This window comes from uncultured Campylobacter sp., from assembly GCF_938017705.1.
In the GTDB taxonomy this organism is placed as follows: domain Bacteria; phylum Campylobacterota; class Campylobacteria; order Campylobacterales; family Campylobacteraceae; genus Campylobacter_B.
In genome coordinates this window covers 1-18,375 of sequence record NZ_CALIIS010000141.1, presented here as the reverse complement: position 1 = coordinate 18,375, position 18,375 = coordinate 1, and the positions used below count along the sequence as shown (strand labels likewise).

The window sequence follows — 18,375 nt, the reverse complement described above, 5'->3', positions numbered from 1 at the left end:
TCCTTTAATGGATCTAAATCCATAGGCTCAATCGATCACTTGTTTAGATTTCAAAGATTGACTAAAGATATTTGTTTTTAACAGTTAAAATTTTAAAAAACACGTTCGCTAAAAGGCTAAAACTACTAGGACTTAAGAGTTAAGGAAGCAGGTTTAGCTTGGTGCGAAACAGAATTGTGATTATACAAGAGCGATGCTTAAAGGGGGCTGAATAATATAGGGGGCGACGTTAGAAATTTAGGAAAGATTTTAGAGGATTTATATGGCGATAGAATTTTAAAAACGCGCGAGAAGTAGGAGCAAATCAAATATAGTAAAACTCAAAAAGCGTTTATCGTATCATCGCATAATTTCAGCATCATAGCAGGCGGGATCGAAATTTTACAAAATAGCGGTTGAGATTAAATTTTATAAAATAGCAAAAATAAAATTTTACAAAAGACCGCCAAGCGATAAACCTACGCGTTAAATCGATGCACCGAGCGCATCAATGCATAAAATTATCAGTGCGTCGAGCAAGACCAATCTCGCTTCTTAGCCGTGTCTCATACGTGTGGCCGAGCATTGCGCATGCACAGAGCCGCGACATATGTCCTGCATAGATGATGAGCGCGAGCGGTAGGGGGTAGTATTTGCGCAGAATGCGCGACATATGTTCGGCACAAGAGGAGCCGTATCTTGAAATTTAAGGAAACTTTGCCGCCATATGCTAGCCGCCCTGTACAAATTACGGCAACTCGCATCTTGAAATTTTAAGAGCAAAATTCTAAAATTTCTGCGAAATTTCTAAAATTCTAATACGCCATCAGCTTCGCGCCGAATGCACCACGCACTAAGCTCTCGCTTTTATTTGCTAGCCTATCTATCATCTTTTCATACGCCGAGGGCTCCTGCCAGATTGGATCTGCTACGCCGCTAGCCTTTACGAGCGCGCTTTTAGCGTCCTCTAAAGAGCCTACCTCGTCGATGAGCCCGACGCCTTTGGCGCCGCTGGCTAAAAATACTCGCGCATTCGCCCATGTATCGCGCTTCCTAAGATCCAGCGAGCGCGCTTGCGCTACCTCGCGCGTGAATAGCTCATAGCTCTCATCCACCAGAGCTTGCAAGCTCGCGCGCTCCGCGTCGCTCCATTTTCGCATCATCGTACCCGCCTCTTTGAGCTCGCCCGCTTTGACGATCTGTTCGGCAAAGCCTAGTTTAGCGGCTGCTTCGCTCACGTCTAAGCCCTGCATGATTACGCCTATGGAGCCGATGAAGCTGCCCGGATTTGCGTAAATTTTACTCGCCCACACGCCGCCTAGGTAGCTACCGCTAGCCATCGTGCCCTTGGCGTAGGCGACAACTGGTTTGCGCGAGTTTAGGGATTTGATAGCCAGCGAAATTTCCACGCTCGGACTTAGCGCGCCGCCGGGGCTGTCGATCAGTAGAAGCACTCCCTTGATCGTCTCGTCATTTTTCAGAGTTTCGATCTTTTCTAAAATTTCGCTATCGTCCATTATCGCGCCGCTTAGCGAAAGTTGAGCGAGATTCGCGCCCTTTTGTTGCGTGCTTTCGCCGCCTGCAAAAATTAAAAACAAAATAAGCAAGAAAATCAGGGATTTAAAGTATTTGTTGATAAAGCCGAGCACGGCGCCGATCGGCGCAAAGATATTCTTTAGAAATTGCATTTCATTCCTTCGATAAAAAGTAATTTTACGTTTTTGCTCTGCAAAATGAGCTGTAGCGGCAGCTGATCCTCATCGCACTCAATGCCTTCAAAAACGGCGATGTCGGCGAGCTTACCGGCCCTCAGCTCGCCCAAATTTAGCCCCAGCGCGGCTGCTGCGTTTCTCGTCGCGCCTAAAATCAGCGCTCGCGCTAGTTCCGCCAAACCTAGCTCGTCGTGCATCATTAAATTTGCACGCAGCTCGTCTAAAAAGCTTAGGCTAAAATTTGAGCTAAGCCCATCGGTAGCGATGTTGTAATTAAGCCCGCTTGCGAGCAGCTTTTTAAAGCTCAGCCTCTTTTTGCTAAGCAGGCGGTTGGAGCGCGCGCAGTGCGTGATCGAGTGGAGCTTCGGATCAAAGATGCTAAAATCATCCACCCAAACGCAATGCGTAAAGAGCGTGCGAAGCCCGCTAAAATGCACTACAAAGCTCTGCGGCGAGTAAAAAGGCGCGGGAGAAGGGTTAAATTTAGCAAGCCAGGCTTTAAATTTGCCGCGACCAGTGCGCAGCCACTGCCGCTCGTGAGCACTCTCCATAAAATGCGTGCTTATAGCAAGCCCGTTTTCACGGGCAAGCCTGGTCGTAAACTCCGTAATCTGCGGGTGCGTCGAATACGGCGAGTGTACCGACACAGCGGGGATGAAAAGCGAGCTTGCAAACGCCTTTGAGCGCTCAAAACGCTGCTTAAATTTCAAAATATTCTCCGCCGTAGCGTCCTTGCTCGCGCCTAAAATTTCATTGAAAAACACGGTTCTAATGCCGCTTTGCGCGCAAGCTTCAGCCTCGCTGCCGAAGCTTGAAATTTCGCCGATCGTGCCCACGCCGCTTCGCATCATCGCGGCGATCTGCTCCAAGATCAATCGTCCGCGTGCCGCGGCATCCAGCTGCTGCCTTGAGGCGATGACGCTACCTAGCCACTCCAAAAAATCGCCGTAGCGCAGCGTGCCTTTGTTTGCGCTAAATTCCAAATGCACGTGCGGGTTTATAAACGCAGGCATCGCTATATCGCCGCTAAAGTCCAAAATTTCGGCTTGCGGGTATTTGCGTGCCGCACTCGCAAAGGCGCAGACCTCGATTATTTTCTCGCCAAAGACGATCGCGCCATCTTTTAAAATTTTAAAATTCTCATCGCAGACAAGAACCCACTTCGCCCTTAAAATTCTCATCGTTTTCCTTATCTAAAACAGCGCGTGATTTTAGCATAAAATTCTCTTCCGTGCTAAATTTAGAGATAAAATTTTAGCGACTGGGCTTGAACGGGCAAATTTGGCGCCATAGTAAAAAATAAGCTCGCTTTGGTTATAATTTTCGCTTAAATTTCAAAACAAGGACGCAAAAATGAAAATTATGGTGATTCAAGGACCGAATATCAATATGCTTGGTATGCGCGAGCCCGCTATTTACGGGGTTATGAAGATGGAGGATATCCATAAGCAGATGAAGGCGGTCGCCGATCAGAGCGGCAACGAGATCGAGTTTTTCCAGAGCAATTTCGAAGGCGAGATCGTCGATAAGATCCAAGAGTGCTTCGGCACCTGCGACGGCATCATCATCAATCCCGCCGCCTACACGCACACTTCGCTCGCTATCCGCGATGCACTCGCCGCAGTCAGCCTACCCGTGATCGAAGTGCATATCTCAAACATCGCTCGCAGAGAGGAGCTTAGACAAAAAAGTCTAATAGCGCCCGTAACAGCGGGTCAGATCATAGGCTTCGGCCCCGTAGGGTACCATCTGGCGATGATCGGAATGATTCAAATTTTTGAGCAGATCAAGGCAGCCAGAGCCGAGCAGAAAGCCGATTAGGCTTAGGATTAAATTTGAAAAATTTTATCCTAAAGGACGAAAACGCCGTTTACCACGAGTGCGGATACAGCTGCGACAACGCGATATTTTTGAGCTTCGCGGGGCGCAAATTTTTCCTCACCGATGCGCGTTATAGCATCGAGGCGCGCGAGCTTTGCAAAGATACCGAAGTGATCGAGGTCGAGCGAAATTTGATAAAAGACGCGCGGCTGTTTTTGCGAAAGGCGGGCGTTCGTGATCTTAGCTATAACCCGTACGATTTTAGCGCGGGCGAGTGGGAAGCTCTGAGCAAGGGGCTTGGGATAAGATTTAAGGCACGCGCGAATTTTTCGCAAATTTCGCGCATAATAAAATCAGAGGATGAGATAAAAATTTTAAAGCAAGCGGCGCAGTTTGGCGCGGAAAGATTTGACGAATTTGCCGCGTTCGTGCGCGCCGAGGGCGAAGGCATGAGCGAAGAGGAGCTATTTTTTAACGCCGAGCTCATCTTTAAGAAAAAGGGCGAGCTCGCGCTTAGCTTTTCGCCTATCGTCGCAATCAACGAAAACGCCGCAAAGGCGCACGCTCTGCCGAGCAAAAAGCGTTTGCGGCAGGGCGATTTGCTCCTGCTTGACGCGGGGGTTAAATTTAATCGCTACTGCTCTGACAGGACGCGTACGGCGTGCTTTGACGAAAATTTTAACTTCGGCAAAGAGCAAAATTTTAAAAACGCCAAGCGGCAAGAAATTTACGAAATCGTAAAAGAGGCTCAGGCTCTTGCCATCGCGGCGGTTATGCCCGGCAAAAAGGCGCGCGAGATCGACGCTGCGGCCAGGGATTTTATCGCCGCCCAGGGCTTTGGCAAGGCGTTTTTCCATAGCACCGGACACGGCGTCGGAGTCGATATCCACGAGCTTCCGTTCATCTCAAAGCGCGGAGATACCGTGCTAAAAGAGGGGATGGTCTTTAGCGTGGAGCCAGGGATTTACTTGCCCGGCGAATTTGGCGTGCGCATCGAGGACGTCGTGGTCGTACGCGAAAACAGGGCTGAAATTTTATGAGGGTAGCTAGGTGAGCGTGCGGCTTAAAAAAAACGGATTTTACGAGTGCGCGGACGCGCTATGCGTCGTAAAAAGCGCAGTTTTCCCGATGAGGCGCCGCGAGCGCGGAAATTTTAAAAATTTATACCTGCTCGGGCTCGGCGGGAATTTAGGGGATGTCAGGCGACACTTCGAGCGATTTTATCGCGTTTTGCAAAGCGATACGCGCTTTTTCGTAGCGCAAAATTCTCCGATCTTAAAAAACAAGCCGTTCGGTTTTTTGCGGCAGGAAAATTTTTTAAACTCCGTGATGTTAGTGCAAAGTTCCCTAGCGCCGTTTGCGCTGCTTAAGATTATGCAGCGCGCGGAGCTGCGATTTGGGCGCAAACGAAGCTTCAAAAACGCGCCGCGCACGCTGGACGTGGATATTTTATATGCAAGCGCGAAGGTGCGTGCCTGCGAACGGCTCGCGTTGCCGCATCCGGGTGTTTGCGAGCGCATAAGCGTGATTTTGCCACTTGGAGAGATGAAATTTAAAAGAGGACTGATATGCAAACTAAAATCGTAAATTTTTTAAGCGCCAAGGGCGGGGTTGGCAAGAGCGTGATCGTAGCGAATTTCGGCGAAATTCTAAGCGAGATAGGCTACCGCACGGCGATCATCGAGGCTCCGAGCTTTAACAACCAAGAGATCATTCTAAACGCGCTGCAGGGCAAAAAAATCTCGCTTCAAAGCGCAAGCGCGGTAAAAATTTCGCAAAATTTAACTCTCGTCTCGCCTGCGGACGGCGCGGGCGAAAACTCTGCTAAATTCGCAAGCGAGCTGAAAGAAGCGGAAATTTTCGATTTTATTTTGATCGACGCGGGACTTGAAAGCTTAAAAAGCTTCACCGAGGTTGCGGATCACAACGTCGTGCTGTGCGCGAACGAGCCCTGCGCGATCAGCAACACCTACGCGCTTTTAAAGACGCTCGGAGCAAGCAAAAAAGAGATTTTATTTTTGTTAAATTTCACCGCGAGCGAAGAGGACGCCGTGATGATCTACGAAAATTTAAAGGCGGTCGCGCAAAAAAACATAAGCGAGCTAAATTTTAAGCTATTAGGGTTCGTGCCGTTTTGCAAGGACGTCGCAGAGTGCGCGCACAACCGCGTGCTTTTCAACTCGCACCGCCCGTTCTCGCCCGCTACCATCGCGCTTAGACAGAGCGTCTCGCGATTTTTGAACAAACAGGGCTTGGAGCCGATCGACATGAGCGCTTACCGCGGCGTCGGCGGATTTTTACGAAAGCTTAGCAACCTAGTATGATTTACGATGAAATTTTAAAACAGCATATAACCCGCTATTTTAAGGCTAAATTTAAAAATTTAATGCTAAGCTAAAAGTCAAAATTTTAAAATATATACGAAAAAGATAGATTAATCATGCAGTTGAAAGAAATTTTAAAAGACATCAAAATCGCCCGCGACAATCTCAAAAACGTAGGCAAAAGCGCCACGATCTTCGGCTCGGCACGCTTTAGCGAGGATAATCGCTACGTAAAAGACGCGCAAAAGCTTTGCGAGGGGCTCGCTGATTTAGGATACTCGATCATCACTGGAGGCGGTGGCGGCATTATGCAAGGCGCCAACCGAGGCGCATTTGCGAGAGCGAGGACGCACAGCGTGGGCTTTAACATCATGCTGCCGTTTGAGCAAAAAAGCAACGGCTTTTTGACGCAAGGCGCGAAATTTTCGGCATTTGCACCGCGCAAAGGCGCACTTATCGAAAACAGCGAAATTTTCGTCATCTTTCCGGGCGGCTTTGGTACGCTGGATGAATTTTTTGAAATTTTAGTGCTGGTGCAGACGGGCTTTAAGCGCGCGCAGATCTATCTTTACGACGAGGAATTCTATGCGCCGCTAATGAAGTTTTTCCGCACTTCACTGCTAAAATCTGGTGCGATAAACGAAAGCGATCTGCAAAATTTCATGCTCTGCGACAGCGTGGATGAAATTTTAACGGATGTGCGACGTAAGGAGAACGAATGAAAATTTTAGTCGCGATGAGCGGCGGCGTGGATAGCTCGATGTGCGCGAAGCTGCTGCAGGATGCAGGGCACGAGGTGCAGGGCTGCTATATGAAACTGCACGCAAAGCCGGGCTATCACGAAGCAAACATCGCCAAAGTCCGCAAGGTAGGCGAGTTTTTGGGTATAAAAATCCACATTTTGGATCTGCAGGAGGATTTTAACCGCGACGTTTACGAGCCCTTTGTGCAGGCCTATATAGGCGGTCTTACGCCAAATCCGTGCGCGCTGTGTAACCGCCGCATAAAGCTCGGCAAGCTTTTGGAATTCGCGCGCGAGCAGGGCTTTGAGCGCCTAGCTACGGGGCACTATGTCCGTATCGAGGACGGGCTTTTAAAAGCCGCTGTAGATCTTAGCAAAGATCAGAGCTATTTTTTAGCAAACATCGATCCTGCCGCGCTTAAATTTATGCTCTTTCCGCTTGGAGGGATGTATAAAAAGGACGTCAAAGAGGCCGCGCGCGCCTATACGGAGCTTTTGCAGATCGCTTCTGCGAGCGAAAGCAGCGAGATCTGCTTTGTGGACACCACCTACATCGACGTTTTGAACCGCCATACGGGCACCAAAATGCCTGGCATCGTGCGCGACCGCGCGGGCAACGCCATCGGTACTCACGAGGGCTACATGCACTACACGATCGGCAAGCGCCGCGGTTTTACGGTGCACGGCGCGCATGAGCCGCACTTCGTGCTAAGCATCGACCCGCGCAAAAACGAGATCGTCGTGGGCAGCAAGGACGAGCTGGCGACCTACGAGTTCAACACCGAAAATTTCAACGCCTTTTTAAACAGAGATAAAATTTTAAATATGTCTGGCCTCGGCGTCAAGATCCGCTACCGCAGCGCCAAACTCCCCGTTAAAATTTCGCTGCGTGAGGACGGCGGCGTGCATGCCGTGCTGTCCGCACCCGCAGCGGGCATCGCTCCGGCACAGCTCGCGGTTTTCTACGACGAGCGCGACCGCGTAGTAGCAAGTGGATTTATAAAATAGCGCTTTATCGGCGTTGGCACTATCTTATCAGAATTTAGCTTCGCACATCACGCAGATAGGGCAAATCAAAGATAGAGCAATAAATTTTAAATTTAAAAACGGGGGCTTTTGTGCAATATTTGAGAAATTCTACCGACGATCCAAGCGTGCTTCGTCGTAACAAGCCCATCTCTAAAGCAGAGTGGGTTTTACTTCACCCCGTTTTGCTCACGGTAATATTTATGGTAATAAGAACGCTTTGTAATTACGTGATTTTCGGCAAAAAGTACGATCTAATCTCTTGTATAGTCGGGTGCGACGCCTTTTTGGAGTTTACGTATTCGTTCTATCTCGTCGCATTTTGCGCGCATCTTTTACTATCGCGCGATATACGGCTTACGGCGGCGGCGCTAGCCGCCTTTTTCGTCATGGCATACTCTTTAGGGAAATACTCCAACTCTGCTCCATTTTTCATCGCTTTTGCTTATATGCTATTTTTATCATTCGCGTTTAGGCGACTTTTGCCGATCGCTTATGCGCTATTTTTTGTAATCAGCTATATCTCGATATTTTTAGTGGTTGCTTTGGCTTCGCCGCTTCCAATTATCGTGATGTTTATCGCTTGCCCGCTAGCTTGGACTTTTTATTTCAAATTTACATATAAAGAAACCCTGCTCGTAAGCGATAAGAACGACTAATTATGCCTAATCTTACGAAGCACGCGACGAAAATTTTCTAAAATTTCGGCGCACTAAAATTCCACCCGCGTCTTTATCTCAAAAAGCAGCTCGCCGTCCACCGCCTCAAGCCCGCCGCTCTTTATCATCTCGCGAATTTTACTCGTGCCAAGGCTGCTTTTTTGAAGCAAAATTTCAACCAAATCTAGATCCCTGATCTCATAAATGCACCGATCTATCAGCTGCGAAGAGCCCAGATCGTCGAAGTAGAAAAATCGCCCGCCGTTTGAATAGACCCAGCCGTATAGCCCGCCGTGCACGCCGCCTACCCTGCGCCACTCATGCGGCAGCTCGAGCGCGAAAAGTCCACTTTTGCGAGCGACCAGCCTGCGAGTGCTGCGGCCGCCGCCCCAAACTTCGGCACCTTCTAAAAAATATATCCGCTCGCCGCTTTGAAACACGCTGCCGCTAAGCGCGTGAACTTCGCCCGCAAAGGGATTGTCTGCCGCGCGCTTTTGCTTTTCGTCGTTCTCGTCGAAATAGTAGATGCCGCTAGGGGAGGCAAAAAGTAGATGGTTTGAGTGCGCAAGCTGCCTATTTAGCGGAGCATAGGGCGCGGCGGCGGGGTCAAATTTTAAATCATTCGCAAAAACGTCGCCGCTTTTCGCATCCCACAAAAAATAGTCCAACCGCTGCCTCAAAAGTTCGTAATGCCCGCCGTTATCGCGCGCGTCAAGGCGCAGGTTTTTAAAATACACGTTCGCGCCGTCTGCGGCATAAACGCCGCTAGCGCGCCCATCGCTTCCCTCTATTCGGCGCAGGCTCGCGGCATCGGCGCCAGGCAAAACCTCTCCTTTATAAAACGCGCGCGAGCCCTGCGCAGCGTAATACACGCCCGCGATTTGGCGCAGATCCGTAGCGTCCATTCGTTTAAATTTATAAATGTAGCTTTGCGGCTTGGGCGCATCCCAAAAAATATGCGCCAAGGTTTCATAAGTGAGCTTAAGAGCTCCCAGCGCGTCGTTGGGTACCGCCTCGCCGTCGCAAAAATAACTGATCCGCCCGTCGCTTACGTATCCGAACGCTACGGCTTTCGTGCGCGCGGGCTCTAGCTCGCTCATCGCGATATTTCCGCAATATACGGCGTTTTTATCCGCCGCGACATTGAAGCGGTAGCCGGGGCCGAAATCCAAAACCCGAAAGCTCGCCGCGTCCGCGTCCGGTATCGCAAAATAGCCCGCGCCCACCACGAGGGCGTAAATTTCATCTCCTTTTTTATAAAAATCGCTGTATTTGATCTGCTCATCGTCCCGCGGCGAGTAGTCGTCGCTGGAATTTATAACAGCCGCCAGAATAAGCACGCTAAAAGCCGCGAATACAAATATCGCGCCAAGCACGATCTTGCGCCAAAGCGGCATGCCCCGAGGCCCGTCTTGCACCGGCTTACGATCTGCTTCTACCTTGCGCGCCCTATCTTTGCGCTTCTTTTGCGCGAGCTCATCCTTTGGCTCTTGCGTAAAATCTTCATACATCTTTTGCCTCAAATTTAATCTCGCCGCAGATTGCGCGGCACTTGAAATTGTACAAAAGCGCGGCTAAATTTATGAAATTTAACGCTACGGACAAATTCTGATTCAACTCTTTGCGGCGCTAATTTATTTTACGAATACCACAAAATCTCTGGCAAATTTTAATTCAAAGCGCTTCGTAACCGCACGGAATCGGCGCCGTAACGCTTGCAAACACAAAATCCTCATCGCCCGTATTTTTCATACCGTGGCACTCTCCGCTTCTGGAAATGATTAGATCGCCCGCGCAGATCGGTACCTCCTCGCCCTTGCTCGGATAAAACACGCCGCGTCCGCTTAAGCAAATCCACACGTCATCTCCGTCTGGGTGAATATGCGGCGCTACGACCTGGCCGCGTTTGACGATCCAAACCGCGCCGCAAGTGGCCTCCGTAGTAAAAAATGTCGTTTTTACGGCTCGCTCGTCGCTACAAATAGCATCTTTTATATGAAAAATTCTTTGCATTTTCGCTCCTTTAAGTTCACCGCATCCGGCGCGGTTTCGGCGGAATTTTAGCATTCTTTTCGTGCAGCGAAAGTGAAATTTCAAGCGCCAAACTCGCAACGCAACCTTAAATAAAAATTTTAAATTCACATTTTACTGTGCGATTTTTTTGGAGGATTGAAGATCGCATCTAAAAGTAAGAAGACGCATAAGCATGGTATTTGTGGATAGAATTTCGGCTTTAATTTAAGACGAAATTTTAAAAATTCTTCTAAATTTAAAACTGCTCTGCTAGATAAATTTATTAAATTTGATATGAGCTTTGCTTACGTGCTTTTGCTACCCAGATTAAAGCCAAATCGTAGCTTTTATCAAAAACCTCGCGTGACGCAGACTTTACGGCAAGCGCCAAGTCGGTTTATAAAGCTAAATCGACTTATAAATAGATGCTACTACCTCCAGCTTGTTTTAGCAGATACGCATTTTTGCACCTCGAATTTTTGCACATTTTACGATAATGTTTTTATAGCGCGTAACATACTGATCACGAGCCGAGCGGGAGTTCAAAGAGATAGCGTTAGAATTTTGCACTATCTCTTAAATTTCAAAACTATTTTATCTTGCTTGGATCCAACGCGATCTCGTCGTTTTTGATCACGCCGATTCCCTTATTTAGCACGTTTTGCGCGATCTGTTTAGCTTCTGCTAGCGAGTGCATCGCGAAGGTGCCGCACTGAAATTTATTCAGCTCGGGGATCTCTGCTTGAGAGCCCACGCCCAAAATATCCTTCATACTCGCGCTCCACGCCGCCGCAACGGCGCTCTCGCTAGGCGCCCCGATCACGCTCATATAAAAGCCCGTGCGGCACCCCATCGGCGAGATGTCGATGATCTCGACGTCCGCGCTATTTAGGTGCTCGCGCATGAAGCCCGCGAAAAGATGCTCCAGCGTGTGGGTGCCGCGCTCGCTCATGATCTCTAAATTCGGACGGCAAAACCGCAGATCATAGACGCTGATCTTATCGCCGCTCTTGGTACGCATGCTCTTTGCGAGCCGCACGCCCGGGGCATTCATGTGGGTATGATCGACCTTAAAACTATCTAACAATGGCATATTTTCTCCTTAAATTCAGATCGTGGCGATTTTAACATAAAATTCCGCACTTTCAGGCACACAGACGAAATTTTGGCTACAATTGCGTTTATTTTAAGGAGAATTAATGCCCTACATAAACGTTAAAATCACCAAAGAGCACGGCGGCTTAAGTCGCGAACAAAAAGCAAGGCTCGTCAAAAACCTCACCGACGCCCTCGTAGCCGTGCTAGGCAGGGGCGAGAAAACCACGGTCGTTACGATAGATGAAATATCCACTGACGACTACGCGATCGGCGGGCGGCTAGTAAGCGAAATCAGGGAACGATAGAGCTAAGCTCGCGCGTCAGGCTAAATTTGAAAAGCGAAATTTTAGAATTTTAAAATTTTCAAGCGAAATTCTACGCGGTAGGCTCCGCTTCTAAGGTAATAAAATTTGCGATAATCCCCGCTTGCAAAATGAAATTTTACGCTAAATTCCATGCTGTAAAATTCCAAAAACCAACCGAGCGGAAATTTTAAAGCGGGTCTAATGGTGAAATTCTTTAAAAAATCGACAAGATAGAATTTATGCAAGTTTTAAAAATTTTACCAGATAAAATTTAATCCTCGCAAGTCTAAAATTTCGTAAAAATAAATAGACGATATTCTTAGCGAACTAGCGTTCCCAAATTAGTTTTTTGCCGAAAGTTAAGGTATTATCGGTCATTTTCATCCAATCGATTCTAATCGTAAAAAAATCGGTCTCCATCGCGCGCGCAAACGGGAAGCGCTTAAGATATAGCGAGGTTTCGCGCTCATCCGCGCTACGGATATGGCCGCAAATCTGCACGCCTTTGATCCTACCTACAAATTTCGTATCCAGTGCGACTGTAGCCGCAACTCCGCGGTTGGCAAAGACTGCTTTGATATGCTCGGAGTCGTTCGCGCTTGCGATGATGAGCTCCTTATTTTGCGGATCGTAGGCATAAAATGCACTGCAGCAATATGGCAGATTATTGCGCAAAACTCCGAGAGATAGAAGTTTCATCCTGCCTAAAAACTCGTCGAATTTATCCTGAGCGGCACACATTTTAAGCCTCCTTTTTGCTAAATTATACAATGATTTTCTTTTATTAGCTATAATCGCGAGCCAAAATTAGGAGAATTTTTATGGAAAATTATAAAAAAGTAAAAGAGATGTTTTTGATGCAGCAAGCCCTAAACGACGAAACAAACGGCGTGGGCTGGGAGGACGGCTATACAAAAAACGGCAAACTTATCAACTGGAAGCGCTGCATTTACATGGAATGCGCCGAGCTCATCGATAGCTTTGCGTGGAAGCATTGGAAAAATATCTCTGCAGCGCCGGACGTGAATAATATCGTCATCGAGATCGTTGATATTTGGCACTTCGTAATGAGCTATATTTTAGAGCAATATTACGGCGGCAAAGACATCGACCACATCGTAAGCGACGTCACGGCAGTAAGCGGATTTGCGGAGTTTAGCTCCTACGCCTACGATGTGCGCGAATACAGCATCTACGAAATCGTAAACGACATCGAGCTCATAATCCACGAAACAAGCGGATTTGAGCTGCAAATCGGCGAGCTGCTGACCGATTTTTTTCGCGTGGCGATTAAATGTGGCGTGAGCTTAGACATTCTTTTTGCCAAATATATCGGTAAAAACGTGCTAAATAAATTCCGCCAAGACCACGGTTACAAAGAGGGCAGCTACCGCAAAATCTGGGGAGACCTTGAAGATAACGAGGTGCTAATCGAGGTGCTATCAAAAGGCGCAGTAAGCGCAAACGAAATTTACGAGCAATTGCAAAAGATCTACGACGCGACGAAGTGAAGTCTGGATTTGCTTGCGAAATTTATCTTTAAAATTTCATCTATAAAATTTCGGCATGCGAATTTTAAAAAAGAGATTTGATTTGAAATTCTGCAGTTTTGTGCCTGAAATTTTACGTAATGTCAGCCTATTTATAAGAGGCAAAATTCCGCGCAACAAGCAAATAAATATTCGCAGCAGGTAAAAACATAGCTAGATCTGGCCTCTTTTTACACACTATAATGAGCAAATTAAACGCGGGTAGGCAAGCGATCAAAGCATAAATTTCGTATTATAATGCAAGATGAGCCGGTTAAAAAAAGCGAATGAGCCAAGCGAGCGGATTAATGAGGCGCTTTCGTGCGGTAGCCAAATTGCTCAGCTCAAATTCCGTCGCAAAAGTCGCTAAAATAACGCAAATAGGAGCATACATGGGTAGAATCTTTAATTTGGCAAAGCAGGACTTTTTTACGCGCAAGTTTATTTTGCTCTCGCTACTGCCACTTGTATGCTCGCTTATAATCTTAGGCACGCTCGCATTTTTCGGTGGCAAAGAGCTTTTTGACGCACTTTCGCAGGGCGCGCAAAGCGGCGATTTTAGCTTCTTGGACGAACAGCGCTTCCCGGTAATTGCAAAAGTTTTAAGCTTCGCTGCTACGAAGTGGATTATCGGCGCGATTTTTTCGGTGTTTGCCAGCTTTGCGGTACTGATGCTTAGCGTGTTTTGTGCGCTTATCATCGCAGCCTTTTTGACGCCCGTAGTCACTAAAGAGATCAACGCCCGCCACTACCACCTAATCCGCGCGGATGAAGCGAGCACGGCGCGAGTGCTAAAGCTGATGAGCCTTGAAATTTTAAAATTTTTAGCAATCTTATTTATCTGTTCGGTACTTTTGTTTGTGCCGGTGATAAATTTATTTATCATCAACGTGCCGTTTTTTTATATCTATTACAAGCTGGTTCTAATCGACGTCGCTTCAAATGCGTTAAGCGCGAAAAGCTTCGAGCGCTCTTATAAAATGGGCGGCGGATATAAATTTGCCCTAAGCGCTTTTATTTTTTATCTGCTGTGTTTGATCCCGCTGGTAGGATTATTTTTCCAGCTATTTTTCATCATCTTTTTGACGCACGTAGTGCTGATAGACGAAAGTGCCCGCAATAAAAATCGCTAAAGATTAACTAAAATCAATGAAAAATTTTGAAATTTTCATAAAATAGTGCAAAATTTTTAAGAAAGGATTTCTATGAAATCAGGTGATATTTACATTTGCAATATATGTTCGCTCAAAAGCAGCGATGATGAAAACGCGGTCTTTATCAAGGCGCATAAAAACGGCGAGACAGTGCATATCTGCACATCCTGCATGCCTAGCGTCATCCATGGCTCAGGCATGGTCGTAAAGAGCAATGCCGAGATCGAAGAAGAGCTCCAAGACGCTACAAACTAGCTGCTAGCACCACTTGCTGCGGCGCGTTTTAATTTGTTTATTAATCTGCGCGCCGCAAAATTCTAAAATTCTAAAATTCTAAAATTCTAAAATTCTAAAATTCCGTCTGCTAGGTTTTCCACCAAAATACTGTACAGCAAAATTCCGCGCTTAAAATTGTAAAATTTTACGCAGCAAATTCTGTGCACTAAGCTTATCCACATAAGAATTTTCGCGTTATAAGCTTGACGCTAAAATTCCTTGAGCTAAAACTAAGGTCTGAAAAATTTTAAAATCCGTGCAGCCGCTTAATCTCCGCACTGATCGGCTTTTTCTGACCTGATTTGGTCACACTTACGTAGGTTGCGATCGCGCTGGTTACGTGCAAGCACTCGCGAAATCCGTCCTCGCCCAGCCGCAGCGCCGCGACCTCGATCTGCACGCGGATAGAGGTATTTCCCACGCTTAGTACTTTTGCGTAGCAGCTGATGACATCGCCGATAAATACGGGCTGCTTGAAAGTTACCTCCTGCATCGAGATCGTCACGACCCGCTCGGGCGCTATCTCGCGCGCTGCCGTCGCGCCCGCTAAATCGATCTGCGCTAGTATCCAGCCGCCGAAAATATTGCCCGAGCTATTCGTATCCTTAGGCAGCGCTACGACCTTGATGCGCGGCTCGCCGAAATCATCTAAGTTTAAATCGCTCATTTTTACTCCTTAAATTTAAAAATCTCGCATTTTAACCGCGCAAATTTAACACTTTTTCGATACAATCGGCAAAAATCTATGCCGAAATTTTAGGCGGGCAGAGATAAAATTTCGCTCGCTTGCAAACGATAAAACGACAAAAAGGATACGCGATGAACGATTTTGTAAAACTTAGCGAGATGGCAGCGAGCGCTAAGGCGCGACTAAACGCCCTCTACGACGAGCCGCACGCCGAGCTAATCGCGCGCGGGCTGAAGATCTGCGGCTTTGAGTTTGGCGATACCGCGCGCATTGCCGTGCTACGCCGAATCGTCGATCTCAAAGAGGATCCGCTTCTGCAGGAATTTCGCCGCTTAGGCTACGATGAGGCGTGCCAGCGCGAGCTAAAGAGCAAAATGTACGATTTCACGCGCGAAATACACGAGAGCATGCACGCAGCTCTTATCGCCGAGGCAGGCGCGCAGGGGATTTTGCAGCCGTTTTATCTGGAGCTTTTAAAGGGCATCCACCGCATCGGGCTCGTGTTAAGCGATATGCAAAAAAGCTGGCAAGCCTTAATCATCGAAGGCGCGAACAAGCGCTGGGAAAAGGAATTTAGCTCGCTTGCGCAGGCGAAGGAATTTTTACTGCAAGAGGAGCTGTTTATGCGCACGCCTCACGGCGAAATTTGCGAGCGCTGCTACGGCGCGATAGTGCAGCTCGAGGGCAAATCCCAAATGGTGCCCTACGCCGTGGCATTTGCGGATGAGACGGCAAAGCTGCAGAGCGAATTTAGCGATCTTTTGGAGCGCCTGGTGACGCTTGCAGAAGATGAGAGCGAGCTAGCCTACATCGCGTATCTAGGCAAGCTCAAACAGGCCTTTTGCGAAAAAGACGCTAGCGCGGTGATCGGCGCGTGGCGGGATGCGGAGATCGCGTGGATGGATATAAAAACGCCGCTTCAAATCGGTCATCCGCTTGAGTACTATGAGGATGCCTACACGCACGCAGTCGCGCTGGAATGGGACGTCAGGCTTGCAGGCGCGTATGAGTTTAGCGCGGAGGAATTTAAAGCGCGCGTAAGCGAGAGCTTTGAGCGTGCGTATGAAAAAATCGGCGCAAACAACGCCGTCATGCACTCGCTCGTGCTTTCAAACATCGCCAAAACCCAGCTTTACGTCTGCGCGCCGCTGATCTACTACGGCGCCGATCTTAACGGGCTCTTTTCGGCGCAGGTCGTACCAAACGACGAGTTCGTAAGCACCAACTGCGGTAAGAAAATTTTCGCCTTCGTAAATTTCGTCTATGAAAGCGCCAAGGCTAGACCTTTTATGCGGCTAAGCAGCGAAATTTTCGACCTTGAGTATTTAAATTTCGGGCGCGAAATTTTATTTAAAAAGCCGCGAATTTGGCGCCGCGTCTACGAAATATCGACGATCGGGCACGAGTTCGGGCATATATTTTTCATCGACGCGGACACCGAGGCGCGCATGAACCGCTCGGGGCTTTTTAAGCTCATCGAGGAGTACAAGGCGACCGGCGGCGGGCTCGTGAGCTTCTTTTTCCACGAGGAGGAGGAGTTTTGCCTGCCGGTGCTGGATGAGCTGATCCGCCGCGCCGTGGGGCTCATCGCGTGGCAGCAGGTGGAGGAGCTCAAACCCTACTACTGCGAGGCGCTGATACATCTGAGCTTGCTTTTTGCATCGGGCGTTTTGAAATTTGAACGCGGGCGGCTGGCGGTTAAATTTGACCGCGCAGGCTATGAGAGCTTTAAGTCCGCGTGCCTGCAAAACTACGAGGATCTGGCGCGGCTTTATTGCGGCAAAAAGGACGCGGCGGAATTTTTATCGCGCTTTGCGGAGCTTAGCGGCGGCGTGTATCTGCCGCGCGAGGCGCAGGTGCGGGAGTTTGTGGAGTTTTACTACTCGCGCTACGAAGCGATCGGCAATGAAACGGATCCTAGCGACGAGCGAACAAAGTGGCTTTAAAATTTCAGCTTCGAACTGCGCCTTAAATAATGGAAAGCTAGTAAAATTTTGCGGAATTTTAAGGGGAAAATATGAGCTATTTTAAAAATTTACTCTCTGATTTGCGAAACGGCAGAGTCGCGCTGCACCCGATTTTGCTCGCGGCGACGTTTTGCATAGTAAAATTTTGGTGGCCTAGGTTAATAGGCAATGTAGGCGAAAGTGATGCACTCGGCAGCTTCATATTTATGGACTTCATTCAATGTGCGTGTTTCATAGCGCTAGGCGCACATCTTGTCTATGTGGCGGGGCGGGGCGGCAAAAATAGCCAAAGCCGTAGTTGCGAAAACAGCGACTACGAAGGCGCGATACAACCCCGCAGACTGCGTTATTTAGCCGTGCTACGCGCTATTTTATGCACCCTATGTATCACCGCGTGCGCGGCAGGCTATCTTACCGCGGACGTAAACCACCAGAAATTGGGCGTTCTGAATTGGTTTTTTCCGACTGCGCTAGCAAGCGCGTTCATCTATTCGATCGCGATTTGGTTTGTTACGATCGGCTCTGAAGTACTAATTTGGGGCGTTGTCTTCGTGATAAGCTACGTGGTTGCTTACTATGCGGTTTGGATAGGTTTTTTTACCATTCCTGGGGAGTATGGCGGGTTGGCATTTTGGAAAGGGCTGGAGATAATATTTCCGCTAATTTGGGCGTTTTATTTCAAGCGCACTTACAAAAAGCGCCTAGCAGAGGAGATGCGCGAGGCATAACGGCAAGCTGAATGCAGAATTTTAGCAAAAATTTTACGCCGCCAACCGCAGTTTAAAATTAGCGCGAGCATAGCTCGCCCTTTGAGCGTGCCAGGGGTTGGGGGATTTTAAGGGGGAAGGGGAGCGCCTCGCAAGTAGCGCCCCTTCCCCCTTAAGAGAAAACGCTGCCACGCCCCAAATTCTAGAGGCAAATTCTACATAGAGAAATTTTAAATTTATTACAAAATGAAATTCCGTTTAAATTTTAGCCCGCGATATACTTCTCTTGGGGCGGGAAGGAGGCCCCAATTGCGAGGTCGCTCCCCTTCCCGCCCCAAACTCCACCCATCCCCCGACAACGCTAGCGGTGCGGAC

The 18,375-nt window shown here is 48.2% G+C and carries 20 protein-coding genes; 13 read left to right on the top strand and 7 right to left on the bottom strand.

What is annotated here, in order from left to right; translation table 11 throughout:
* Positions 1-794: 794 nt before the first annotated feature.
* Positions 795-1,667, bottom strand: coding sequence for a signal peptide peptidase SppA (sppA, locus tag Q0605_RS07170; protein WP_298705517.1), 873 nt, complete (start codon positions 1,665-1,667; stop codon positions 795-797).
* Positions 1,655-2,872, bottom strand: a complete 1,218-nt coding sequence (locus Q0605_RS07165) for a metal-dependent hydrolase (RefSeq protein ID WP_298705514.1) — start codon at positions 2,870-2,872, stop codon at positions 1,655-1,657. Before Q0605_RS07165 ends, sppA begins: the two co-directional genes overlap by 13 nt.
* A 172-nt stretch (positions 2,873-3,044) precedes the next feature.
* Here Q0605_RS07165 and aroQ point away from each other — a divergent pair, with 172 nt between their 5' ends.
* The 7 genes from aroQ to Q0605_RS07130 all read left to right on the top strand — a co-directional run bounded on the left by aroQ (position 3,045) and on the right by Q0605_RS07130 (position 8,263).
* Positions 3,045-3,512: a type II 3-dehydroquinate dehydratase gene (gene aroQ / locus Q0605_RS07160; protein WP_297988578.1), complete on the top strand. Its 468-nt coding sequence runs from the start codon at positions 3,045-3,047 to the stop codon at positions 3,510-3,512.
* Positions 3,513-3,526: 14 nt separating this feature from the next.
* Entirely contained in the window at positions 3,527-4,552 is a 1,026-nt protein-coding gene (locus Q0605_RS07155; RefSeq protein ID WP_298705511.1) for a M24 family metallopeptidase, read from the top strand.
* A gap of 16 nt (positions 4,553-4,568) precedes the next feature.
* Positions 4,569-5,099, top strand: coding sequence for a 2-amino-4-hydroxy-6-hydroxymethyldihydropteridine diphosphokinase (gene folK / locus Q0605_RS07150; protein ID WP_298705508.1), 531 nt, complete (start codon positions 4,569-4,571; stop codon positions 5,097-5,099).
* Positions 5,081-5,836: a hypothetical protein gene (locus Q0605_RS07145; RefSeq protein ID WP_298705505.1), complete on the top strand. Its 756-nt coding sequence runs from the start codon at positions 5,081-5,083 to the stop codon at positions 5,834-5,836. Before folK ends, Q0605_RS07145 begins: the two co-directional genes overlap by 19 nt.
* 116 nt (positions 5,837-5,952) lie before the next feature.
* Positions 5,953-6,558: a TIGR00730 family Rossman fold protein gene (locus Q0605_RS07140; protein ID WP_298705502.1), complete on the top strand. Its 606-nt coding sequence runs from the start codon at positions 5,953-5,955 to the stop codon at positions 6,556-6,558.
* Positions 6,555-7,586, top strand: coding sequence for a tRNA 2-thiouridine(34) synthase MnmA (gene mnmA / locus Q0605_RS07135; protein WP_298705499.1), 1,032 nt, complete (start codon positions 6,555-6,557; stop codon positions 7,584-7,586). Before Q0605_RS07140 ends, mnmA begins: the two co-directional genes overlap by 4 nt.
* Before the next feature lie 110 nt (positions 7,587-7,696).
* The gene (locus Q0605_RS07130; protein ID WP_298705496.1) at positions 7,697-8,263 is read left to right on the top strand and encodes a hypothetical protein; all 567 of its coding nucleotides are present in this window, start codon (positions 7,697-7,699) and stop codon (positions 8,261-8,263) included.
* Positions 8,264-8,316: 53 nt separating this feature from the next.
* Here the strand turns inward: Q0605_RS07130 and Q0605_RS07125 are convergent, their stop codons facing one another.
* The 3 genes from Q0605_RS07125 to luxS all read right to left on the bottom strand — a co-directional run bounded on the left by Q0605_RS07125 (position 8,317) and on the right by luxS (position 11,369).
* Entirely contained in the window at positions 8,317-9,774 is a 1,458-nt protein-coding gene (locus Q0605_RS07125) for a DKNYY domain-containing protein (RefSeq protein WP_298705494.1), read from the bottom strand.
* Between the two features lie 163 nt (positions 9,775-9,937).
* Positions 9,938-10,276: a cupin domain-containing protein gene (locus tag Q0605_RS07120; RefSeq protein WP_298705492.1), complete on the bottom strand. Its 339-nt coding sequence runs from the start codon at positions 10,274-10,276 to the stop codon at positions 9,938-9,940.
* Positions 10,277-10,865: 589 nt separating this feature from the next.
* A complete protein-coding gene (gene luxS, locus Q0605_RS07115; protein WP_298705489.1) occupies positions 10,866-11,369 on the bottom strand; it encodes an S-ribosylhomocysteine lyase in 504 nt (167 codons plus the stop codon).
* Positions 11,370-11,475: 106 nt separating this feature from the next.
* Here luxS and Q0605_RS07110 point away from each other — a divergent pair, with 106 nt between their 5' ends.
* Positions 11,476-11,679 carry a 4-oxalocrotonate tautomerase family protein gene (locus tag Q0605_RS07110; protein WP_298705486.1) on the top strand — a complete coding sequence of 68 codons (204 nt, stop codon included), beginning with the start codon at positions 11,476-11,478 and terminating at the stop codon, positions 11,677-11,679.
* A gap of 327 nt (positions 11,680-12,006) precedes the next feature.
* On the opposite strand, the gene Q0605_RS07105 is transcribed toward Q0605_RS07110, so the two are convergent.
* Entirely contained in the window at positions 12,007-12,420 is a 414-nt protein-coding gene (locus tag Q0605_RS07105; protein WP_005869910.1) for a hypothetical protein, read from the bottom strand.
* 80 nt (positions 12,421-12,500) lie between these two features.
* Between Q0605_RS07105 and Q0605_RS07100 the strand changes: the two genes are divergently transcribed.
* The 3 genes from Q0605_RS07100 (at position 12,501) to Q0605_RS07090 (ending at position 14,617) form a co-directional block, all read left to right on the top strand.
* Positions 12,501-13,190, top strand: coding sequence for a dUTP diphosphatase (locus Q0605_RS07100; RefSeq protein ID WP_298021570.1), 690 nt, complete (start codon positions 12,501-12,503; stop codon positions 13,188-13,190).
* A gap of 410 nt (positions 13,191-13,600) precedes the next feature.
* Entirely contained in the window at positions 13,601-14,341 is a 741-nt protein-coding gene (locus Q0605_RS07095) for an EI24 domain-containing protein (protein ID WP_298705481.1), read from the top strand.
* Between the two features lie 72 nt (positions 14,342-14,413).
* Entirely contained in the window at positions 14,414-14,617 is a 204-nt protein-coding gene (locus Q0605_RS07090; RefSeq protein WP_298705478.1) for a hypothetical protein, read from the top strand.
* A 268-nt stretch (positions 14,618-14,885) separates the two neighbouring features.
* Here Q0605_RS07090 and Q0605_RS07085 read toward each other — a convergent pair whose 3' ends face one another.
* Entirely contained in the window at positions 14,886-15,305 is a 420-nt protein-coding gene (locus tag Q0605_RS07085; protein WP_295153100.1) for an acyl-CoA thioesterase, read from the bottom strand.
* A 152-nt stretch (positions 15,306-15,457) separates the two neighbouring features.
* Here Q0605_RS07085 and ciaB point away from each other — a divergent pair, with 152 nt between their 5' ends.
* The gene (gene ciaB / locus Q0605_RS07080; RefSeq protein ID WP_298705475.1) at positions 15,458-17,272 is read left to right on the top strand and encodes an invasion protein CiaB; all 1,815 of its coding nucleotides are present in this window, start codon (positions 15,458-15,460) and stop codon (positions 17,270-17,272) included.
* Positions 17,273-17,343: 71 nt separating this feature from the next.
* Positions 17,344-18,021: a hypothetical protein gene (locus tag Q0605_RS07075; RefSeq protein ID WP_298705472.1), complete on the top strand. Its 678-nt coding sequence runs from the start codon at positions 17,344-17,346 to the stop codon at positions 18,019-18,021.
* Positions 18,022-18,375 lie beyond the last annotated feature (354 nt).